The sequence below is a fragment of the Cronobacter dublinensis subsp. dublinensis LMG 23823 genome (genome assembly GCF_001277235.1).
In the GTDB taxonomy this organism is placed as follows: Bacteria; Pseudomonadota; Gammaproteobacteria; order Enterobacterales; family Enterobacteriaceae; genus Cronobacter; species Cronobacter dublinensis.
Genome location: NZ_CP012266.1, coordinates 4,145,898 through 4,166,292 on the forward strand (window position 1 = coordinate 4,145,898; position 20,395 = coordinate 4,166,292).

At 58.9% G+C, this 20,395-nt stretch carries 16 protein-coding genes; 3 read left to right on the forward strand and 13 right to left on the reverse strand.

The annotated features are described in order from the left end of the window. Positions 1-5 precede the first annotated feature (5 nt). The 7 genes from AFK67_RS19245 to asd all read right to left on the reverse strand — a co-directional run bounded on the left by AFK67_RS19245 (position 6) and on the right by asd (position 11,347). On the reverse strand, positions 6-461 hold the full coding sequence (locus AFK67_RS19245; protein WP_007730529.1) for a hypothetical protein: 456 nt from the start codon (positions 459-461) through the stop codon (positions 6-8). A gap of 68 nt (positions 462-529) precedes the next feature. After that, positions 530-2,977: a glycogen phosphorylase gene (gene glgP, locus AFK67_RS19250; protein WP_007730531.1), complete on the reverse strand. Its 2,448-nt coding sequence runs from the start codon at positions 2,975-2,977 to the stop codon at positions 530-532. Between the two features lie 12 nt (positions 2,978-2,989). Next, a complete protein-coding gene (gene glgA / locus AFK67_RS19255; protein ID WP_038884655.1) occupies positions 2,990-4,423 on the reverse strand; it encodes a glycogen synthase GlgA in 1,434 nt (477 codons plus the stop codon). Between the two features lie 97 nt (positions 4,424-4,520). Then, positions 4,521-5,804, reverse strand: a complete 1,284-nt coding sequence (gene glgC, locus AFK67_RS19260) for a glucose-1-phosphate adenylyltransferase (protein ID WP_032991275.1) — start codon at positions 5,802-5,804, stop codon at positions 4,521-4,523. Positions 5,805-5,817: 13 nt separating this feature from the next. Continuing rightward, a complete protein-coding gene (glgX, locus tag AFK67_RS19265; RefSeq protein ID WP_032967600.1) occupies positions 5,818-7,800 on the reverse strand; it encodes a glycogen debranching protein GlgX in 1,983 nt (660 codons plus the stop codon). After that, on the reverse strand, positions 7,787-9,982 hold the full coding sequence (glgB, locus tag AFK67_RS19270; protein WP_007730541.1) for a 1,4-alpha-glucan branching enzyme: 2,196 nt from the start codon (positions 9,980-9,982) through the stop codon (positions 7,787-7,789). The genes glgX and glgB overlap by 14 nt, the downstream gene beginning before the upstream one ends. Positions 9,983-10,240: 258 nt before the next feature. Continuing rightward, positions 10,241-11,347, reverse strand: coding sequence for an aspartate-semialdehyde dehydrogenase (asd, locus tag AFK67_RS19275; protein WP_007730542.1), 1,107 nt, complete (start codon positions 11,345-11,347; stop codon positions 10,241-10,243). Between the two features lie 169 nt (positions 11,348-11,516). Here asd and AFK67_RS19280 point away from each other — a divergent pair, with 169 nt between their 5' ends. Both AFK67_RS19280 and AFK67_RS19285 read left to right on the forward strand, forming a co-directional pair. Continuing rightward, positions 11,517-12,110 (forward strand): YhgN family NAAT transporter, encoded by a 594-nt coding sequence (locus tag AFK67_RS19280; RefSeq protein WP_007730543.1) that lies wholly within the window; start codon positions 11,517-11,519, stop codon positions 12,108-12,110. An 81-nt stretch (positions 12,111-12,191) separates the two neighbouring features. Then, positions 12,192-12,494, forward strand: coding sequence for a hypothetical protein (locus AFK67_RS19285; RefSeq protein WP_032967601.1), 303 nt, complete (start codon positions 12,192-12,194; stop codon positions 12,492-12,494). Positions 12,495-12,582: 88 nt separating this feature from the next. On the opposite strand, the gene gntU is transcribed toward AFK67_RS19285, so the two are convergent. The 5 genes from gntU to AFK67_RS19310 form a co-directional block, all read right to left on the reverse strand. Then, on the reverse strand, positions 12,583-13,923 hold the full coding sequence (gntU, locus tag AFK67_RS19290) for a gluconate transporter (RefSeq protein WP_032967602.1): 1,341 nt from the start codon (positions 13,921-13,923) through the stop codon (positions 12,583-12,585). A gap of 3 nt (positions 13,924-13,926) precedes the next feature. Further along, a complete protein-coding gene (gene gntK, locus AFK67_RS19295) occupies positions 13,927-14,454 on the reverse strand; it encodes a gluconokinase (protein WP_007730550.1) in 528 nt (175 codons plus the stop codon). A 141-nt stretch (positions 14,455-14,595) separates the two neighbouring features. Beyond that, positions 14,596-15,591, reverse strand: coding sequence for a gluconate operon transcriptional repressor GntR (gene gntR / locus AFK67_RS19300; RefSeq protein WP_007730551.1), 996 nt, complete (start codon positions 15,589-15,591; stop codon positions 14,596-14,598). A 104-nt stretch (positions 15,592-15,695) separates the two neighbouring features. Continuing rightward, on the reverse strand, positions 15,696-16,391 hold the full coding sequence (locus tag AFK67_RS19305; protein WP_007730553.1) for a pirin family protein: 696 nt from the start codon (positions 16,389-16,391) through the stop codon (positions 15,696-15,698). 121 nt (positions 16,392-16,512) lie between these two features. Beyond that, positions 16,513-17,553, reverse strand: a complete 1,041-nt coding sequence (locus AFK67_RS19310) for an oxidoreductase (protein WP_007730556.1) — start codon at positions 17,551-17,553, stop codon at positions 16,513-16,515. A gap of 317 nt (positions 17,554-17,870) precedes the next feature. On the opposite strand from AFK67_RS19310, the gene yhhY reads away from it, so the two are divergent. After that, positions 17,871-18,368: an N-acetyltransferase gene (gene yhhY, locus AFK67_RS19315; RefSeq protein WP_007730562.1), complete on the forward strand. Its 498-nt coding sequence runs from the start codon at positions 17,871-17,873 to the stop codon at positions 18,366-18,368. Positions 18,369-18,543: 175 nt separating this feature from the next. On the opposite strand, the gene ggt is transcribed toward yhhY, so the two are convergent. After that, the gene (gene ggt, locus AFK67_RS19320; RefSeq protein WP_007730566.1) at positions 18,544-20,304 is read right to left on the reverse strand and encodes a gamma-glutamyltransferase; all 1,761 of its coding nucleotides are present in this window, start codon (positions 20,302-20,304) and stop codon (positions 18,544-18,546) included. Positions 20,305-20,395 lie beyond the last annotated feature (91 nt).

Consider the following 20,395-nt stretch of genomic DNA (forward strand, 5'->3'; position numbering starts at 1 on the left):
CGCGCTTATCGGGCGCGCCAGCGTCCGTAATAAAACCCCGCCAGCACAATACTTTGCGCCAGCGCGGGGATCCACAGCGGCCACTCGAAGGGGAAACCTTCCATGATCATTCCCCAGTATGCGGTCGGGCACCAGCCGAAAAAGAGCAGCGCGCCAGGCGGCGGGGCGGGTAAAAACGGCGCACCCGCGCTAAACGCCGCCGCGCACAGCAGATACCAGACAAACGCGGCCCAGAACGCGTACTCGCCCGCAGGCCGCCGCCGCGCCTGCTGTTTGCCTAATAGCGCCAGCGACAGGATCTGTAGCAGCGCCAGCAGGATAACGCCGAGGTTCGCCGAGGCGAACGTGCGCATTACGCTAGAAATCGCGATATTAGCAATCAAACCATATATCTGCGCCAGCAGCGGTGCGCCCACCAGCGAAACGAGCAGCGCGCCCGTCCATGTCGTTTTCTGCCTCATCCTTGCATTCCACACCCATAAAAAAACCAGAGTGTCACCACTCTGGTTGTGTTGATAACATCGGGATCTTACAGCCGTACCGGCGTAATGTTCCAGATATTTTCCGCGTACTCCTGAATCGTGCGGTCAGAGGAGAAGTAGCCCATATTGGCGATGTTGTGCATCGCGCGCGTGGTCCACACCTCCGGCTGCCGGTAGAGTTCGTCGACGCTGTCCTGGCAATCCACATAGCTGCGGAAATCCGCCAGCACCTGATAGTGATCGCCGAAGTTTATCAGCGAATCCACCAGATCCCGGTAGCGGCCCGGCTCTTCAGGGCTGAACACCCCGGTGCCGATTTGCGTCAGCACCTGGCGCAGCTCGTCGTCCTGCTCGTAGAAATCGCGCGGTTTGTAGCCGACGCGACGCAGCTCTTCCACCTCATCCGCCGTGTTGCCGAAGATAAAGATATTCTCTTCGCCGACGTGCTCCTGCATCTCAACATTCGCGCCGTCGAGCGTGCCGATAGTCAGCGCGCCGTTGAGCGCGAACTTCATGTTACTGGTGCCGGACGCTTCAGTGCCCGCGAGCGAAATCTGTTCGGAGAGATCCGCCGCCGGAATGATGAGCTGCGCGAGACTGACGCTGTAGTTCGGGATGAACACCACTTTCAGCCGATCCTTGATCTGCGGATCGTTGTTGATGACCTTCGCCACATCGTTAATCAGATGAATAATGTGCTTCGCCATGTAATAGGCCGAGGCGGCTTTACCGGCGAAAATATTCACGCGCGGCACCCAGTCAGCATCCGGGTCAGCCTTGATGCGGTTATAGCGCGTAATGACGTGCAGTACGTTCATCAGCTGACGCTTATACTCGTGGATGCGCTTGATCTGGACGTCGAACAGCGCTTTCGGATTCACCACCACGTTAAGATGCTGGGCGATGTAAATCGCGAGCCGCTTCTTATTCTCAAGCTTCGCCTCGCGCACCTGCTGGTTCACCGCCGGGTAGTCGATATGCTGCTCAAGCTCGCTAAGTTGGCTGAGATCGGTGCGCCAGGTGCGCCCGATGTTTTCATCCAGCACCTCGGAGAGCGCCGGGTTCGCGAGCGCCAGCCAGCGACGCGGCGTTACGCCGTTGGTGACGTTGGTAAAGCGCATCGGGAAGATGGCCGCGAAATCGGCGAACAGCGATTGTACCATCAGGTTGGAGTGCAGCTCTGATACCCCGTTAACCTTATGGCTGACGATCACCGCAAGCCAGGCCATCCGCACGCGACGCCCGCCCGACTCGTCGACAATCGACACGCGGCTCAGCAGCGCGGTGTCGTTCGGGTACTGTTCCTGAACGGTACGCAGGAAATAGTCGTTGATTTCAAAAATGATTTGCAGATGGCGCGGCAGGATCTTGCCGAGCATATCCACCGGCCATGTCTCCAGCGCCTCGCTCATCAGCGTGTGGTTGGTGTAGGAGAAGACCTGGCACGTCACCTCGAACGCCTCATCCCAGCTGAATTTATGCTCGTCGATAAGCAGGCGCATCAACTCAGGAATCGACAGTACCGGGTGGGTGTCGTTAAGGTGAATCGCCACTTTCTGCGCCAGGTTGGCGTAGGTTTTGTGCAGCATAAAGTGGCGGCTTAAGATGTCCTGCACCGTGGCGGAGACCAGGAAATACTCCTGACGCAGACGCAGCTCGCGCCCCGAATAGGTGGAGTCGTCCGGGTAGAGGACGCGCGACACGTTTTCGGAGTGGTTTTTATCTTCCACCGCCGCGAAGTAGTCGCCCTGGTTAAACTTACCGAGGTTTATCGCGCTACTTGCCTGCGCGCTCCAGAGCCGCAGCGTGTTGGTGGCGTCGGTATCATAACCGGGCACGATCTGGTCGCACGCCATGGCGATGATCTCTTCCGTCTCCACCCAGCGGGTCTTTTTGCCTTCCTGCTGGATGCGGCCGCCGAAACGCACTTTATAGCGTGTGTTGTGGCGCTGAAACTCCCACGGGTTGCCATATTCCAGCCAGTAATCCGGCGATTCCTTCTGGCGGCCGTCGACGATGTTTTGCTTGAACATACCGTAATCGTAACGGATGCCGTAGCCGCGGCCCGGCAGGCCGAGCGTCGCCAGCGAATCCAGGAAGCAGGCGGCAAGACGCCCGAGACCGCCGTTGCCGAGGCCCGGGTCGTTCTCTTCGTCGATAAGCTCCTCCAGGTCAAGGCCCATCCCTTCCAGCGCGTTCTGCACATCTTCGTAGATGCCAAGCGACAGCAGGGCGTTGGAGAGCGTGCGGCCAATCAGAAACTCCATCGACAGATAGTAGACCTGACGCACTTCCTGCGAGAGTTGCGCGCGGTTGGAGCGCAGCCAGCGCTCCACCATGCGATCGCGCACGGCAAACAGGGTGGCGTTCAGCCACTCATGTTTGTTAGCGATGGCCGGATCTTTGCCGATGGTGAACATCAGCTTATAAGCGATAGAGTGTTTTAACGCCTCCACGCTCAGGGTCGGCGACGCATAGCTAAAGGGTTCATTCATCGACGTGTTCCTTTACAACAAGCGTTGATAAAGCTCGCGGTACGATTTCGCCGCGACCTGCCAGCTAAAGTCCATTCCCATAGCCTGACGCTGCACAAAACGCCAGAGAGACGGACGGGACCACAGTACGAAAGCGCGCCGGATAGCCCGTAACAGCGACCAGGCGTTACTGTCTTCAAACACAAAACCGCTCGCGATGCCGTCCGCCAGGTTTTCCAGCGAGCTGTCGGAAACGGTATCCGCGAGCCCCCCCGTGCGGCGCACCAGCGGCAGCGTGCCGTATTTCAGGCCATAAAGCTGGGTCAGCCCGCACGGCTCAAAGCGGCTCGGCACTAAAATCACATCCGCGCCGCCCATGATGCGGTGCGAGAAGGCTTCGTGATAACCAATCTGCACGCCGACCTGGCCCGGATGCTCGGCGGCGGCGGCGAGGAAGCCCTCCTGCAACACCGGATCGCCCGCGCCAAGCAGCGCCAGCTGTCCGCCCTGCTCCAGCAGCCCCGGCAGCGCCTCCAGCACCAGATCCAGCCCTTTCTGACTGGTCAGGCGGCTGACCACCGCGAACAACGGCACTTTGTCATTCACCTTCAGGCCCATCGCTATCTGGAGCTGGCGTTTGTTTTCCGCTTTCTCCTCCAGCGTATCGCGGGTGTAGCGCGAGGCGAGGAGCAAATCATGCGTCGGGTTCCAGATTTTCTCATCGACGCCGTTCAGAATGCCCGACAGCCGCCCTTCGCTGTGGCGCTGCCTGAGCAGCCCTTCCAGCCCGTAGGCGAAATGCGGCTCGGTGATTTCACGCGCGTAGGTCGGGCTCACCGCCGTAATATGATCGGCATAGTAAAGGCCCGCCTTGAGGAACGAAATTTCACCGTTGAACTCAAGCCCATTCATATTAAACATCGACCATGGCAGTCCGATTTCATCCATGTGATGCGCGTAAAACATGCCCTTATAAGCCAGGTTATGAACGGTAAACACCGATTTCGCCGGACGACCGCGCGCGGCGAGATACGCAGGGGTTAAGCCCGCATGCCAGTCATGCGCGTGAACGATGTCAGGACGCCAGAACGGATCCAGGCCCGCCGCCATTTCGCTGCCGACCCAGCCCAAAAGCGCAAAGCGAATCACGTTGTCGGCATAGGCGTACAGGTTAGTGTCGTGGTACGGGCTGCCCGGACGGTCATAGAGGTGCGGCGCGTCGATAAGATAGATGCCGACGCCGTTAAAATGTCCGAATAACAAAGCGATCGGCCCGGCGAAGGTGTCCCGACGCGTAATCACTTTTGCATCCGCAACGCCTCGACGGAGATCGGGGAAGCCCGGCAGCAGCACGCGGGTATCCACCCCTTCGGCAATCTGCGCAGCAGGCAACGCGCCAAGGACATCCGCCAGACCACCCGTTTTCAGCAGCGGAAAAAGTTCAGAACATACATGTAAGACCTGCATTATCTCTCCCGTTGAAAGTCACAGCGCAACAGGCGCGCCGAACGCGAAACATCACGCGCGGAAACCATCGTCCGTGCGCACTTAATCCTTGTGCGACTTAGTCTGACAAACGCGCCAGCATGTCGCGGGTCACCAATACAATGCCCTCTTCGGAACGGTAGAAACGGCGAGCATCCTCTTCGGCGTTTTCGCCAATCACCATGCCTTCAGGGATAACACAGGCCCGGTCGATAATGCAGCGACGCAGGCGGCAGGAGCGGCCTACCCAGACATCGGGCAGCAGCACTGCGGAATCAATATTGCAAAACGAGTTCACGCGCACGCGCGGGAACAGCACCGACTGCACCACCACCGACCCGGAAATAATGCAGCCGCCGGAGACCAGCGAGTTCAGCGTCATGCCGTGGCTGCCGGAGCGGTCCTGCACGAATTTGGCCGGCGGCAGCGACTCCATGTGCGTGCGGATAGGCCAGTCCTGGTCGTACATATCAAGCTCCGGCGTCACCGAGGCGAGATCGAGATTCGCCTTCCAGTACGCCTCCAGCGTTCCCACGTCGCGCCAGTACGGCTCCGCGTTCGGATCGGACTGCACGCAGGAGAGTGGGAACGGATGCGCGTAGGCTTCGCCGCTGTATGTCACTTTCGGGATAATGTCTTTACCGAAGTCGTGGCTGGAGGATTCGTTTTTGTCATCCTCTTCCAGCAACTCATAAAGATAGTCGGCATCAAAAATATAGATCCCCATGCTGGCGAGCGCTTTAGTCTCGTCGCCGGGCATGGATGGCGGGTTCGCCGGTTTTTCCACAAAATCGATGACTTTGCTGTTCTCATCGACCGCCATCACCCCGAAGGCTCTCGCTTCGGCCACCGGCACAGGCAGGCAGGCGACGGTACAGCGCGCGCCTTTCTCGACGTGGTCGATAAGCATGCGCGAGTAGTCCTGCTTGTAGATGTGATCGCCTGCGAGAATGACCACATACTCCGCTTTATAGCGGCGGATGATGTCGAGGTTCTGGGTGACCGCGTCAGCGGTGCCGCGGTACCAGGTTTCGCCATGTACGCGCTGCTGCGCCGGCAGGAGGTCAACAAACTCGTTCATCTCTTCGCTGAAGAACGACCAGCCGCGCTGGATGTGCTGCACCAGCGTATGCGACTGATACTGCGTGATAACCCCGATGCGACGAATGCCGGAGTTGATGCAGTTCGAGAGCGCGAAGTCGATAATGCGGAACTTACCGCCGAAATGAACAGCGGGCTTGGCGCGGGTCGCGGTTAAATCTTTCAACCGCGTGCCGCGGCCGCCCGCCAGGATCAGCGCCACGGATTTCAATGGCAACTGTCTTGCCAGCATTAACGGATCTTTCTTTTCAAGCCTGACCATGACGAACTCCTGTTTATGACTTCTGGAAGACGCACACACCGTGCGCAGGCCCATGCCATACAGCCATGACAACCGGATTATCCTCTCCGGCAAATGGAGGAACGGCGCGCCACTCCCCTTCAGGTAATACGATCTCGCTCACTTCATCGTGGCCGTTAAGGGTAACAAGCCAGCGATCGGACAAGAGGATTTGCAGCAGGCGTGTGCCGCTGTGCCAGTCCTCTGGTCGCATCGGCGCGCCCGCGGCGTTAAGCCAGCGAACGTTGCCGTCGTTCTCTTCCCACCAGGATGCGGCGGTTAACGCCGGAATTTGCCTGCGAAGGCGGATCAGGGCTGCGGTAAACGCGATAAGCCCTTCGTCGGCCTGCGACCAGTCAAACCAGGTCAGTTCGTTATCCTGGCAATACGCATTGTTATTGCCATGCTGGCTGTGGCCGTGTTCATCCCCCGCCAGCAGCATCGGCGTGCCCTGCGATAGCAGCAGCGACGCCAGTAACGCATGCGCGCTGGCGCGCCGCGCGTCCTGAATGCTCTGCCCGCCGCCTAAGCCTTCATAGCCGTGATTGCTGCTGTGGTTTTCCCACGCGCCGTCGCGGTTATCTTCGCCGTTGGCTTCGTTGTGTTTCTCGTTGAACGACAAGCAGTCGCGCAGCGTAAAGCCGTCATGCGCCGTCACCAGATTGACGCTCGCCCAGGGCTCACGCCCGTCGCGGCGATATACATCCGCCGACGCGGCAAACCGGGTGGCGAATTCGCCAGGGCCGGATTCGCGGCGCAGCCAGAAGCGGCGCATGTCGTCCCGAAAACGGTCGTTCCACTCGGCGAAGGGCTGCGGGTAGTTGCCTACCTGATAGCCGCCGGGGCCGATATCCCACGGCTCGACGATAAGCTTCACGGCCCTGAGCGTCGGGTCGCGGCGCATCGCCTCAAAGAGCGGCGCGTCCTGCCGGAATTCCGGCGTACGGCCCATCACGGTCGCCAGATCAAACCGGAAACCGTCGACATGACACTGCTCTACCCAGAACTTCAGGCAGCCAATGGCGTAATCCACCACCGCCGGATGGCTCAGGTTCAGCGTGTTGCCGCAGCCGGTCCAGTTGTGATAATCGCCATGGTCCTGTATCCAATAATAGCTACGGTTATCAATTCCGCGCAGGGAGAAGGTCGGTCCTTCGAGATCCAGTTCAGCGCTGTGGTTGAGCACGGTGTCGAGGATCACCTCGATACCCGCCTTATGCAGCGCTTTCACCGCATCGCGAAATTCGTTTAACGCCGCCTGCGGCGCGGGCTGCGAGGCGTAGCGCGTCTCGGGCGCCCAGAGCGCGAGCGGGTTATAGCCCCAGTAATTGGCAAGGCCGAGGCGTTGCAGGCGCGGCTCGCTGCAAAATTTCGCCACCGGCTGTAACTCCAGGGCGGTAATGCCGAGCCGCTGAAAATGGGCGATCATTGCCGGGTGGCCGAGCGCGGCGTAAGTGCCGCGCAGCGCGGACGGGATATCCGGGTGCAGGCGCGTTAAGCCGCGCACGTGCGCCTCGTAAATCACGGTGTCGCCCCAGGGAATCGCGGGCGGCGCGTCGTCTTCCCAGTCGTAACGGTCGTCCATCACCACCGCTTTGGGCATGACGTCACGATTGTCGCGCGGGTCCGGCGCGTCGATGCCGCCATACAGGCGCGGGTCGTCCACTACATCGCCCTCCACGCCGCGGGCGCAGGGGTCAAGCAGCAGTTTGGCCGGGTTGAAGCGATGGCCCTGTTCAGGGCGCCACGGGCCATATACCCGATAACCGTAGCGCAGGCCAGGGCGGGCGTCCGGCAGGTAGCCGTGCCAGATATCGCCGCTGCGGGCGGGCAGCGTGTAACGCGCCTCGTTGCCGCTCTCGTCAAACACGCACAGCTCCACCTTTTCCGCATGGGCGGAAAACAGCGTGAAATTCACGCCCGCGCCATCACACCAGGCGCCAGGTGGAGCGGAACGGCCTGCGTTAAGCTGCATCATCTGCCTCTCTGACCAGCCAGATCGTGGCAAGCGGCGGTAGCGTGACGGAAAGCGAGTTATCGCGTCCGTGGCTTGCGATAGCTTCACTGCGCACCTTGCCGCCGTTTCCGGCGTTGCTGCCGTGGTAGTGCTGCGAGTCGGTATTGAGGATTTCGCGCCACTCGCCCGGCTGGTTGATGCCAAAGCGATAGTTGTGACGCAGCACCGGCGTAAAGTTGCTGGCGACGATGATTTCATTCCCCTGAGCATCGCGGCGCGCGAAGATAAACACCGAGTTCTGGTTATCCTCTACCACCAGCCATTCGAAGCCATAAGGATCGAAATCAAGTTCGTGCAGGGCTTTGTGCTGCCGATAAGTAGAATTGAGATCCCGCACCAGTCTTTGCACGCCGTTGTGCCAGTTGTCATCGCCTTCGAGCAGATGCCAGTCGAGGCTGGCGTCGTGATTCCACTCGCGCCCCTGTGCGAATTCGTTGCCCATAAACAGCAGTTTTTTACCGGGGAAGCCCCACATCCAGGCGTAGTAGGCGCGCAGGTTGGCGAACTTCTGCCAGGCGTCGCCCGGCATCCGGTCGAGAATCGATTTTTTGCCATGCACCACTTCGTCATGTGACAGCGGCAAAACGAAGTTTTCGGTGTAGTTGTAAATCATCCCGAAGGTCATTTTGTGGTGATGGTACTGGCGATAGACCGGGTCGAGCTTCATGTAGTCGAGCGTGTCGTGCATCCAGCCCAGATTCCACTTGTACCAGAAGCCGAGGCCGCCGGTTGATGGTGGGCGAGAGACGCCAGGGAAATCGGTGGACTCTTCGGCCATCGTGACCGCGCCGTTCACCTGCTCGCCGATGATGCGGTTGGTGTTGCGCAGAAACTCCATCGCTTCGAGGTTCTCGCGCCCGCCGTACTGGTTCGGGATCCACTCCCCCTCTTTGCGGCTGTAGTCGCGATAAATCATCGAAGCGACGGCGTCCACGCGCAGGGCATCGATGCCGAAGCGCTCGGTCCAGTACAGCGCGTTGCCCACGAGGAAGTTACTCACTTCGCGGCGGCCATAGTTGTAGATAAGCGTGTTCCAGTCCTGGTGATAGCCTTCGCGCGGGTCGCCGTGCTCGTAAAGCGCGGTGCCGTCGAAATTCGCCAGCGCGAAATCATCGGACGGGAAATGCCCCGGCACCCAGTCGAGAATGACGTTCAGCCCGGCGGCATGTGCGGCGTTGATGAAATAGCGAAACTCTTCGCGCGTGCCGAAACGGCGGGTCGGCGCGTAGAGGCCGGTCGGCTGATAGCCCCAACTGCCATCAAACGGATGTTCATTGACCGGCAGCAGTTCGATATGGGTAAAGCCCATCCACTTCACGTAGGGGATCAGCTGGTCGGCAAGCTCCCGGTAGCTCAGCCAGAAATTGTTATCCGTGTGACGTCGCCAGGAGCCGAGATGCACTTCGTAAATGGAAATGGGCGCGTCGAAACGGTTGGCGTCCTGGCGCGCGGTATTCGGCTCCACTTTTTCCGGCAGCCCGCAGATAAGCGATGCGGTTTCCGGGCGCATCTGTGCCTCAAAGGCATACGGGTCAGATTTCATGCGCAAATGGCCGTTCGCGTCGATCATCTCATATTTGTAGAGCTGACCGTTGTGCGCACCGGGGATGAACAGCTCCCAGATGCCGCTCTCTTTACGCAGCCGCATCGGGTGGCGGCGGCCGTCCCAGTAGTTGAACTGCCCCACCACGGAGACGCGCTGCGCGTTCGGCGCCCAGACGGAGAAACGCGTGCCGGTGACGCCGTCCATCGTGTCCGGATGCGCGCCGAGCGTTTCATAAGGCCGCAGATGGGTACCTTCGGACAGCAGCCAGACATCCAGCTCCTGCAACAGCGGTCCGAAGCGATAAGGATCGTCAATCAGGTTCTGCTGCCCGTGCCAGATCACGGCCAGCTGATAGCGAAACGGGTTTTTACGACGCGCCATCACGCCGCTGAAGAAACCGCGAGAATCGAGACATTCGAGCTTGCCCACTTTGCGCCCGGTCTTGGGTTCAATAACCCAGACTTCAGTGGCGTCGGGAAGCAGCGCGCGGACTTCAATCCCCGCGTCGGTGGTGTGCATGCCCAGAACGGAGAAAGGATCCGAAAAATGGCCCGCAATCAGCGCATTAATCACGTCTCTTGAGACACGATCAGACATGGTTATCATCCTGTTTATTTGGTGCCGCCCCATTCCAGCCTTACGCCTGCGCGTCCGGTAGCGACACTCTTAATGACCTGAACGGGCAGAGCCTGAAGCACTCCTGTAGCTGTGCCGTTCCACCTGGAAGTATGACGAGAAGACCTCGCCTTATGCTAAGCATAGCCAGGGGATTCTGTTATCCCTGAGAAAATATGGAACATTCGACTTTTCTTTCGTGACCCGGATAAAAAAAGAGCGCCGAAGCGCTCTTTTTGTTTATGCCAGTTGACGCAGCATACGCCGCAGCGGTTCGGCCGCGCCCCAGAGGAGCTGATCGCCGACCGTGAACGCCGACAGATACTCCGGCCCCATGTTGAGTTTGCGCAGGCGTCCGACCGGCGTGCTGAGCGTGCCGGTGACCGCCGCAGGCGTCAGTTCGCGCATGGTGATCTCGCGGTCGTTCGGCACCACTTTCACCCAGTCGTTATGGCCCGCCAGCAGCGATTCGATGGTCGCGAGCGACACATCTTTTTTGAGCTTCAGAGTAAACGCCTGGCTGTGGCAGCGCAGCGCGCCGATGCGCACGCACAGGCCGTCCACCGGAATCACCGACGAGGTGCCGAGAATTTTGTTGGTCTCCGCCTGGCCTTTCCACTCTTCGCGGCTCTGGCCGTTATCGAGCTGTTTGTCGATCCACGGGATAAGCCCGCCCGCCAGCGGTACGCCGAAATTATCGACCGGCAATTCACCGCTGCGGGTAAGCGCCGTGACTTTACGCTCGATATCGAGGATAGCGGAGGCCGGGTCGGCCAGTTCCGCCGCGACGTGCTGCTGCAGCAGGCCCATCTGATTCAGCAGTTCGCGCATATGGCGCGCGCCGCCGCCGGACGCCGCCTGGTAAGTGGCGACAGAGGTCCACTCCACCAGGTTCTCCGCGAACAGACCGCCGAGCGACATCAGCATCAGGCTGACGGTGCAGTTGCCGCCGACAAAGGTCTTCACGCCCTTGTTTAAGCCTTCGGTAATGACGTGCTGGTTCACCGGGTCGAGAATAATAATGGCGTCGTCTTTCATGCGCAGTGAAGAGGCTGCATCAATCCAGTAGCTTTGCCAGCCGCTTTCACGGAGCTTTGGATAGATTTCGTTGGTATAATCGCCGCCCTGGCAGGTCACGATAATATCCAGCGCCTTCAGCGCGTCGAGATCGTATGCGTCCTGAAGCGTGCCGCCGCCGTGCGCGCCGAAAGCGGGCGCGGCCTGGCCGAGCTGGGACGTAGAGAAAAAGACAGGACGAATGGCGTCGAAATCGCGCTCTTCCACCATGCGTTGCATGAGTACAGAGCCGACCATACCGCGCCAGCCGATAAAACCAACATTTTTCATAACCCGTGTTCCTGCGAGATGTGCTTTGTGTGCGTGTCGGGAGAGCCCCGGAGATACTTTCACCATACAAAATGCAGCTAAAGTGGCAAGTGAAATTAATCAATGATTGCCTGAACATCAGAAACAGAGCTAATCAGGCGTCGCGTTTACCGTTATCAGGACTCTTTTCATGAATGACATTCTCTCCGCCGCCGTCCTGCTGATCCTGATTATGGATCCGCTGGGCAACCTGCCGATTTTCATGTCGGTGCTCAAGCATACCGAGCCGAAACGCCGCAGGGCGATAATGGTGCGCGAGCTGTTTATCGCGCTGCTGCTGATGCTTATTTTCCTGTTCGCAGGCGAGAAAATTCTCGCGTTCCTGAACCTGCGCGCGGAGACGGTTTCTATTTCCGGCGGCATTATTCTCTTCCTGATTGCTATCAAAATGATTTTCCCAAGCCAGGAAGGCAACAGCACCGGCCTGCCTGCGGGCGAAGAGCCGTTTATCGTGCCGCTGGCAATCCCGCTGGTAGCGGGCCCGACGCTGCTCGCGACGCTCATGCTGCTCTCGCATCAGTATCCGAATCAGATGGGGCATCTGGTTATCGCGCTGCTGCTCGCCTGGGGCGGCACGTTTGTCATCCTGTTGCAGTCGTCGCTGTTCCTGCGCCTGCTCGGCGAAAAAGGCGTGAACGCGCTGGAGCGCCTGATGGGCCTGGTGCTGGTTATGCTCGCCACCCAGATGTTCCTGGACGGCATCCGGGCGTGGATGAAGGGTTAAGAAACTTTTTTATTCGCTTTATCAATGTTGCAGCCGCGGCAATACCCGCGCGAATAACAGGATGCGTCAAAGAGAGTGAATATGCACAAGAGCGCGTGGTTTTACCGGAGCATATTATGCGTACTCTATGTCTCAGCCCTCGCCGCGTTATTGATTGTCACGGTGGATAAATATGCATGGATGAGCGAAATGGACCCCGCTATTTCATCAGACATGATTGCTCGTGATGCCGGGTCTGCTAATAGCGGCGTGGTCGCCCCTTTTGCCTTAGCTTTCGCGCTAATCACCCAGGCGCTTTTATATCGGGTTGAGAAAAGCAAACCGTGGAAATGCCTCGCGGTTGTCTGCGCTACGCTCGCTATGCTGATTTATGCGTTACGGTAATCCCCCGCGCTGACACCCTCTTTGTCATGTCCTGAATAAAAAAAGCCGCCGGGTCAGAGACCGGCGGCTGATATCGAAGAAATGCGAATCAGGAAAGCAGCGTAAACGCGATCATCCCGACAATGGCGCCCGTGGTGCCGAGCAGCGTTTCCATCATCGTCCAGGTTTTCAGCGTCTCCCCTTCGGTGGCGCCGGTAAACTTACCGAACAGCCAGAACCCGGCGTCGTTGACGTGACTCACCACAATCGAGCCACCCGCGATACAGATGGAGAGCGCTGCGAGCTGCGCGCCGGAGAAGTGAAGCTGGTCGATAACCGGCATCACCAACCCGACGGCGGTGAGGCAGGCCACGGTCGCGGAGCCCTGAATAATGCGCACCGCCGCCGCCAGCACAAAGCAGGTAACGGCAATCGGCAGCCCCATGCCGGTCAGCGCTTCGCCGAGCGCCGGGCCGACGCCGGAATCCACCAGCACCTGCTTAAACACCCCGCCTGCGCCAATCACCAGCAGAATGATGCCCGCCGGTTGCAGCGCCTGGCCACAGACCGCCATGACCTTTTCTTTTTCCATGCCCTGACGGCGCGCCAACCCGTAAATCGCGACCAGGCACGCGACCAGAATCGCGGTAAACGGATGGCCGATAAACTGCAGCCATTCGTAGAGCGTCGAGCCCTGCTCGGTAAAGCGCGCGGCGATGGTTTTCAGGCCGACCAGCACCAGCGGCAGCAGGATAAGCGCCAGGCTAAAGCCGAAGGACGGCAGTTTGCCCTCGCCCAGATGCGGCTCGCTGATATCATCAGGGATCTGCAACTCGACGTGACGGCTGATGAAGTTGCCAAAAAGCGGCCCCGCCACCAGCATGCCGGGAATGGCTGCGCACAGGCCGATTAAAATCATCCAGCCAAAATCGGCGTGCATCTGCGAGGCAAGCAGCATCGGCGCGGGCCCCGGCAGCAGGAACGCGGCTGCCGCGGCAACGCCCGCGAACAGCGGGATCACGAGCTTCACGAGATTGGTGCCTGTGTGGCGCGCCATCGAGAACGCGACGCTAATCAGCAGCACAATGGCCACCTCGAAAAACAGCGGCAGCGCGCAGATAAGGCCCGCGAGACCAATGGCGTAGTGCGCGCGGCTGTGGCCGAACGATTTCAGCATTTTGACCGCAATCTGGTCCACTGCGCCGGTTTCATGCAGGATTTTGCCGAACATCGCGCCCAGCGCCACGACGACCGCCAGAAAGCCGAGCGTACCGCCCATGCCTTTTTCCATGGTGGCGGCGATTTTATCGAGCGGCATACCGGAGAAAAGCCCGGCGCCGATCGAAACGACCATCAGCGCCACGAAGGCGTGCATACGCGCCTTCATCACTAAAAATAACAGAAGTAAGACGGACCCTACTGCCGTTAAAACGAGGGTTAATGTATTCACGACTTACTGGCCTTTGTTGATAAGCGCAATCGTGCTGTCGATAACGTCGTCAAGCGACGGATTAATATCCACAATCAGCACATCTTTTTCATCGTCCTGTGGGGCTTCCAGCGCTTCGAACTGGGTTACCAGCATTTGCGGCTTGAAGAAGTGCCCTTTACGCGCGCGCAGGCGGCTTTCGATCACCTCGAAATCGCCCTTCAGCCAGATGAAAGAGAGGTTCGGGTTGCCGCTGCGCAGGATATCGCGATAGCGTTTTTTCAGCGCCGAACAGACGATCAGCGACACTTTATTGGTGCGCTGCATCGCGAAGGCGGCGTCGTTAAGCGCCTGCAGCCACGGCGTGCGGTCATCGTCGTTAAGCGGATCGCCGGACGCCATTTTCATAATGTTGCGGCGCGGATGCAGAAAGTCGCCATCCAGAAACGCCGCTTTCAGACGATGCGCGACTTCGCTGGCGACAACGGATTTCCCGCTGCCGGAAACGCCCATCAGGATATAAATGTGGTGATCATGATTGGTCGTGCTCATTGCAGAACTCCCCTGGCAAAGGCATTACGGATAATGTTACGGGTAACTGTTAACGGTAACATTGTCTGGCTCACACTGAAAATTAGCAATTCCCACCGGCGCCCGGTGTGAATAAGTGTGAGCTAGCTCAAATTTGTGGGATTAAATGGAGCCGCCTGGCGAGAGCGTAAACCCGAGATCAAGCCTCTGCGGCGTGACGCTTTCTCCACGGATCCGCGCCAGCAAACGCTCCGCGCCGATACGCCCCATGCGCTCGCGTGGCGTGAGCACGCTCGCGAGCTGCGGCTCCATCACCTGCCCGATATCGTGGCCGTGAAAACCGGCAATCGCCATATCGTCAGGAATACGCAGGCCCAGGCGCTGGCACTCGAACGCGGCGCCGATCGCGAGATCGTCGTTGGTGCAGAAAATACTGTCGAGCTGCGGATATTCGCGGCGCGCCTGGCGCAGCAGTTCGCTGCCGGTCGAGAACGATGACGAGTGTTCCACCATGACGCTGTAAGGCGTCAGGCCCGCGTCGAGCATCGCCTGCTCGTAGCCTTTCTGTTTCATGATGGTGCGTTCATCCAGGCGCGCGCCGAGATACGCGACGTGGCGATGGCCGCGGGCGATAATTTCCGCCGTCATCTGGCGCGCGGCGTCGAAGTTATCAAAACCCACGGCGATATCGAGACAGGGCGAGACGCTGTCCATCAGCTCCACGACCGGAATGCCCGCGACTTCAATCATCTTCAGCGTGCGCGGCGTGTGGTTGCGCTCGGTTAAAATCAGCCCGTCGATATTCCAGGAGAGCATCGATTCCAGGCGCTCTTGTTCCAGTTCCGGCTTGTAGCCGTAGTGGGCGAGCATGGTCTGATAACCGTGCGCGTCAATGACGCTTTCGATGCCGCGTAAGACTTCGGCGAACACCTGGTTGGTCAGGGAAGGCAGCAGCACGCCGATGGCGCGGCTGGTGGCGTTGGAGAGAATATCCGGCGCGCGGTTGGGAATGTAGCCAAGCTCATCAAGCGCCGCCGCAATTTTACTGCGCAGTGCCAGCGAGACTTGCTCGGGGTTGCGCAGATAGCGGCTGATGGTCATTTTGGTCACGCCGACGCGATCGGCCACATCCTGAAGTACCGGTCTTCTCTTTTTCATCGTCCTGAAGGGGGGATAAGATCATGGGTAATAACCAGTTTATCACGGACGCGCAACAACCTTCCCCTGTTTAGAGGAAGGTTGCGAGTGAAGTTAAGGAATTATCAGACCGGCGGCAGATCGAACAGCAGAATTTCGCTGTCGCTGTCGGCGTGGATAGCCAGCGTCGCTTCGTCCCAGATAGCCAGGCCGTCGCTGGTGGTCGCACGGGTGCCGTTAATGGTCACCTCGCCTTTTACCACCTGGATCCAGACGCGGCGACCGGCGGCCGGCGCGTACTCGCCCTCTTCGCCACTGAGCAGCGCCCAGCGCGACAGTTCCATATCCTGATGCACTTTCAGCGAGCCGTCGCGGGCATCCGGCGACAGTACCAGCTGGCGGCCCTGGGCGGCGTCGAAGCGGCGCTGTTCATAACGCGGCTCGATGCCGTTTTCAGACGGAATGATCCAAATCTGGTACAGACGCAGACGGTCGGTGGCGCTCGGGTTGTATTCCGAGTGGCGAACCCCGGTGCCGGCGCTCATTATCTGGAACTCGCCGGCAGGCACCTGCTCTTTGTTGCCCATGCTGTCCTGATGCTCTACCGCGCCTTCCAGCACGTAGGTCAGGATTTCCATATCTTTATGCGGGTGCGTACCGAAGCCCTGACCGGCATCGATGACGTCGTCGTTAATCACTCGCAGGGCGGAAAAGCCCATGAAATTCGGGTCGTAATAGTTTGCGAAAGAGAAGGTGTGCCAGGAATCCAGCCAGCCGTGATTCGCGTGGCCGCGTTCGTTTGCTTTGCGTAAATAAATCATGTTGTACCCCCTTTGCGATTTGATGGGGTAAGTGTGTACCCGAACCGCCGACGATCATAGAGGGTGAAAATTGACTCCTCTGTTCAAATTTTATGAACGAGAACAGAGGAGCCTGTAACCCTTATTTCGCAAGGGTTACCGTGGCGGGAGACGCCTGCTCGAAGCCGCGTTCGAGGATCTCCATGTTGGTGAGCACATCAGATTCTCTGACATAATTTGGCGCGCCGTTGACGAGGGTCTCATAGAGCGCGTCGTAGACCCGCCCATAGTCGCCCTCTTCCGGTTTTACCTCTTCACGCACCGTTTCGCCCTGCACGTTGACATACTCCAGCCGCCCGATGCTGTCATCCGCAGCAAACCCCGGCTCGCCCGGCATCACGCCCGCTTTCAGGCTGGTCTCCTGCTGATCGATGCCATATTTGATAAACGAGCCCTTTTTGCCGTGGACGATAAATTTCGGGTAGTCGATTTTCACGTAATGGCTGGTCTTCACGATGGCTTTCAAATCGCCATAGAACAGCTGCGCCTCGAAGGTGTCGTCCGGGTTCGCCTTATTGCGCAGGCTGCGGATGTCGTAGCTGACGTGATCGGGACGGCCAAACAACGAAATAATCTGATCCATCGTATGTACGCCAAGCCCAAAGAACATGCCGTCTTCCGGCAGGCCCGGTTTGGTTTCCGCCTCCGGGCGGTAGTAATCGAAATGGCTTTCGATTTCGACAATCTCGCCGAGCTTGCCGCTCTCAATCACCTTGCGGGTCGTAAGAAAGCAGGAGTCAAAGCGGCGGTTCTGATAGGGCGTGACCACCAGCCCTTTGCTCTTCGCCAGATCCAGCAGCAGGCGCGCATCCGCGATACTGGTGGTGAACGGTTTTTCCACCAGCACGTTTTTACCCGCCTCCAGCGCGCGTTTCGCGTAGTCGAAGTGGCTGTCGGCGTGGGTGCAGATAACCACCAGTTTGACCGAATCGTCTTTCAGGATGTCATCCAGATCGCTTGTGAAATGGATGTGCTGATAACGCGGGTGGCTTTCCAGCTCCGGTTTGGGGTGACGGCGGAAGATGTGCGCGACGTGGAACGTCTCTTTGCGGTGTAAAACGTAGGGAAGATGGTAGCGAGTGGTGCTTTTGCCAAAGCCAATAAAAGCGCAGTTAATCGTCATTGCCCGATCCTTATAGCGAGTTAAACCGTTGGTTTAACCATAGATCATCAGGCAAAAAAAAAGCCAGCACCCGGCTGGCTAAGAAATACTGGAAGCAATGTGAGCAATGTCGTGCTTTCAGGATGATTCCGTTGGGGTTCCCCCTGAACGCATGGCAATAATAATCATTATCATTCGCATGTGTCCAGCCTTTTTTAAAAAAATTTGGGAATTGACCACAAAGAAAAAAGCATTGATGTTGAGAGGGTTTTTGTTTTGTAAGGCGGGACAAGCCATACGCGCCCGCCTTCAACCGTCGATCACACAGGGAGCATGCCATGAATGAAATCGTCGTAAGACATGCGGAAGCGGAAGACGCGCAGGCGTTGCAGCAGATCCACACGATGTCGGAAATTATCCATAACACGCTGCAAATCCCGCACCCGTCCCTTGCCATGTGGCGCGACCGGCTCGGCGCGCCGCAGCCTGGGCGTCGTCAGCTTGTGGCGTGTATTGGCGAGCAGGTGGTGGGGCATCTGGCCTTGACGGTCGAGCAGAACCCGCGTCGCAGCCATGTGGCGACGTTTGGAATGAGCGTGCATCCGGCGTGGCGCAATCGCGGCGTGGCCTCGGCGTTAATACGTGAAATGGTGAACCTGTGCGATAACTGGCTGCGTATCGAGCGGATCGAGCTGACGGTGTTCGTCGATAACGCGCCTGCGCTGGCGGTATATCGTAAATTCGGCTTTGAGACGGAAGGCACCGGCCGCCGTTACGCCCTGCGCGACGGCGAGTATGTGGATGCGTATTTTATGGCGCGGATGAAGGCGGCTTAACCATTCCGTTATTCACCGTTTTGTAAGGTGGAGCACCCGCCGTTTACATTATGCGGCGCGGCGGGTGCGCGTGGCTTACCCGCCCTACAAACAGGAAAATCCACGGTGTGTTAAATCCGTAAGGTGGGTAAGCGCAGCCGCACCCACCGTTTACGGCACGCGGCCAGGCGCTACCTTAATACCCCGCCGTTAAATCATCGACGCTGCGCGGGTCGGACGCACCGTAAAGCGCCCCGTCCGGGCCAATCATAATGCTCTGGGTGCTGCCCATCGCCTCTTTCACCGCCACGTTCTGTCCTTTCTCACGCAGCAGCTTCAGCGTATCCGGGCTAAAGCCCTTCTCCACCCACAGCTGATCCGGCAGCCACTGATGATGGAAACGCGGCGCGTTGGTGGCTTCCGCCACGTTCATCCCGTAATCGATCGTATTCACCACCATCTGCAATACGGTGGTGATAATGCGGCTGCCGCCCGGGCTGCCGGTGACCAGCCAGGTTTTGCCATCCTTCACGACAATCGTCGGCGACATCGACGAGAGCGGACGCTTCTTCGGCCCCACGGCGTTCGCATCGCCGCCCACCAGCCCGTAGACGTTCGGCGTGCCGGGCTTCGCGGAGAAATCGTCCATCTGGTTATTCATCAGAATACCGGTATCACCCGCCACGATACCGCTGCCGAAGGTAGTGTTCAGCGTGTAGGTCACCGCCACCGCGTTACCGTCTTTATCGACGACCGAAAAATGCGTCGTCTGGTTGCTCTCGTAAGGCGCAAGATTGCCAGGCTTGATGTCCTTTGACGGGCGCGCTTTGTTCACGTCAATCTGCTGCGCCAGCGTTTTGGCGTACGCCTTGCTGGTCAGCGCCTGCCACGGCACCTTCACGAAATCCGGGTCGCCCAGATACTCCGACCGGTCGGCGTAGGCATATTTTTCCGCCTCAGCCATCACCTGCATCGCGTCAGCGCTGCCGAAGCCATATTTATGCAGATCGAAATTCTCCAGAATATTCAGGATCTGCACGATGTGGATCCCGCCAGAAGACGGCGGCGGCATCGAATATACCTGGTAGCCGCGATACTCGCCGCTCACCGGCGTGCGCTCCACCGCGTGGTAGTTTGCCAGATCGGCTTTGGTGATAAGCCCGCCGTTTTTCGCCATCTCGTCGGCTATCTGGTCGGCAATCGGGCCTTTATAAAACGCGTCCGGGCCCTCTTTGGCGATAAGCTCCAGGCTTTTCGCGAGGTTCGCCTGCACCAGCTTGTCGCCTTTCTGATAAGGATTGCCGTCCGGTTTCCAGAAAATCGCTTTGCTGGACGGGTGGTTCGGGAGCGTCTCCACACCGTAGGTTTTTAAGTCAACCGCCAGCGCGTCATTCACCGTAAAGCCGTCGCGCGCGAGCGTGATGGCGGGCTGAATAACTTTATCGAGCGGCATCGTGCCATATTTTTGCAGCGCCAGCGCGAAGCCCGCGACGCTGCCCGGCGTGCCGGAAGCGAGATGCGAGGTGAGCGATTTTTTGCTGTCGGCGTTGCCCTGCGCGTCGAGGAACATATCGCGCGTGGCTTTCTCTGGCGCCATCTCGCGAAAATCAATGGCGGTCACTTTGCCGTCTTTGGTGCGCAGCATCATAAAGCCGCCGCCGCCGAGATTACCGGCCTGCGGGTGCGTGACGGCCAGCGCGAAGCCCACCGCGACCGCCGCGTCCACCGCGTTGCCGCCCTGTTTCAGCACATCAACGCCCACCTGGGTCGCGGCGGCATCCACAGACGCCACCATGCCATGCTCGGCGCGCACCGGATGAAACACATCCTCCTCAACGCCATAGGAGACCGGCGCGGGCGCCGCAACGGGTGGAGGCGCTGCCGCCGCCGATAAGCAAAAAGCTGCCGCCAGCGCGGCTATCGCGGTCTGGCGTACGGTTTTCCACTGCATCATCATTATTTTTCTCCGGTTCTTGTCTGGGACACTCCCCGGATCAAGTCTGGTTCACAACTCTTAAAAGATCATCGTGTTGTCACAGAGGGAGTAA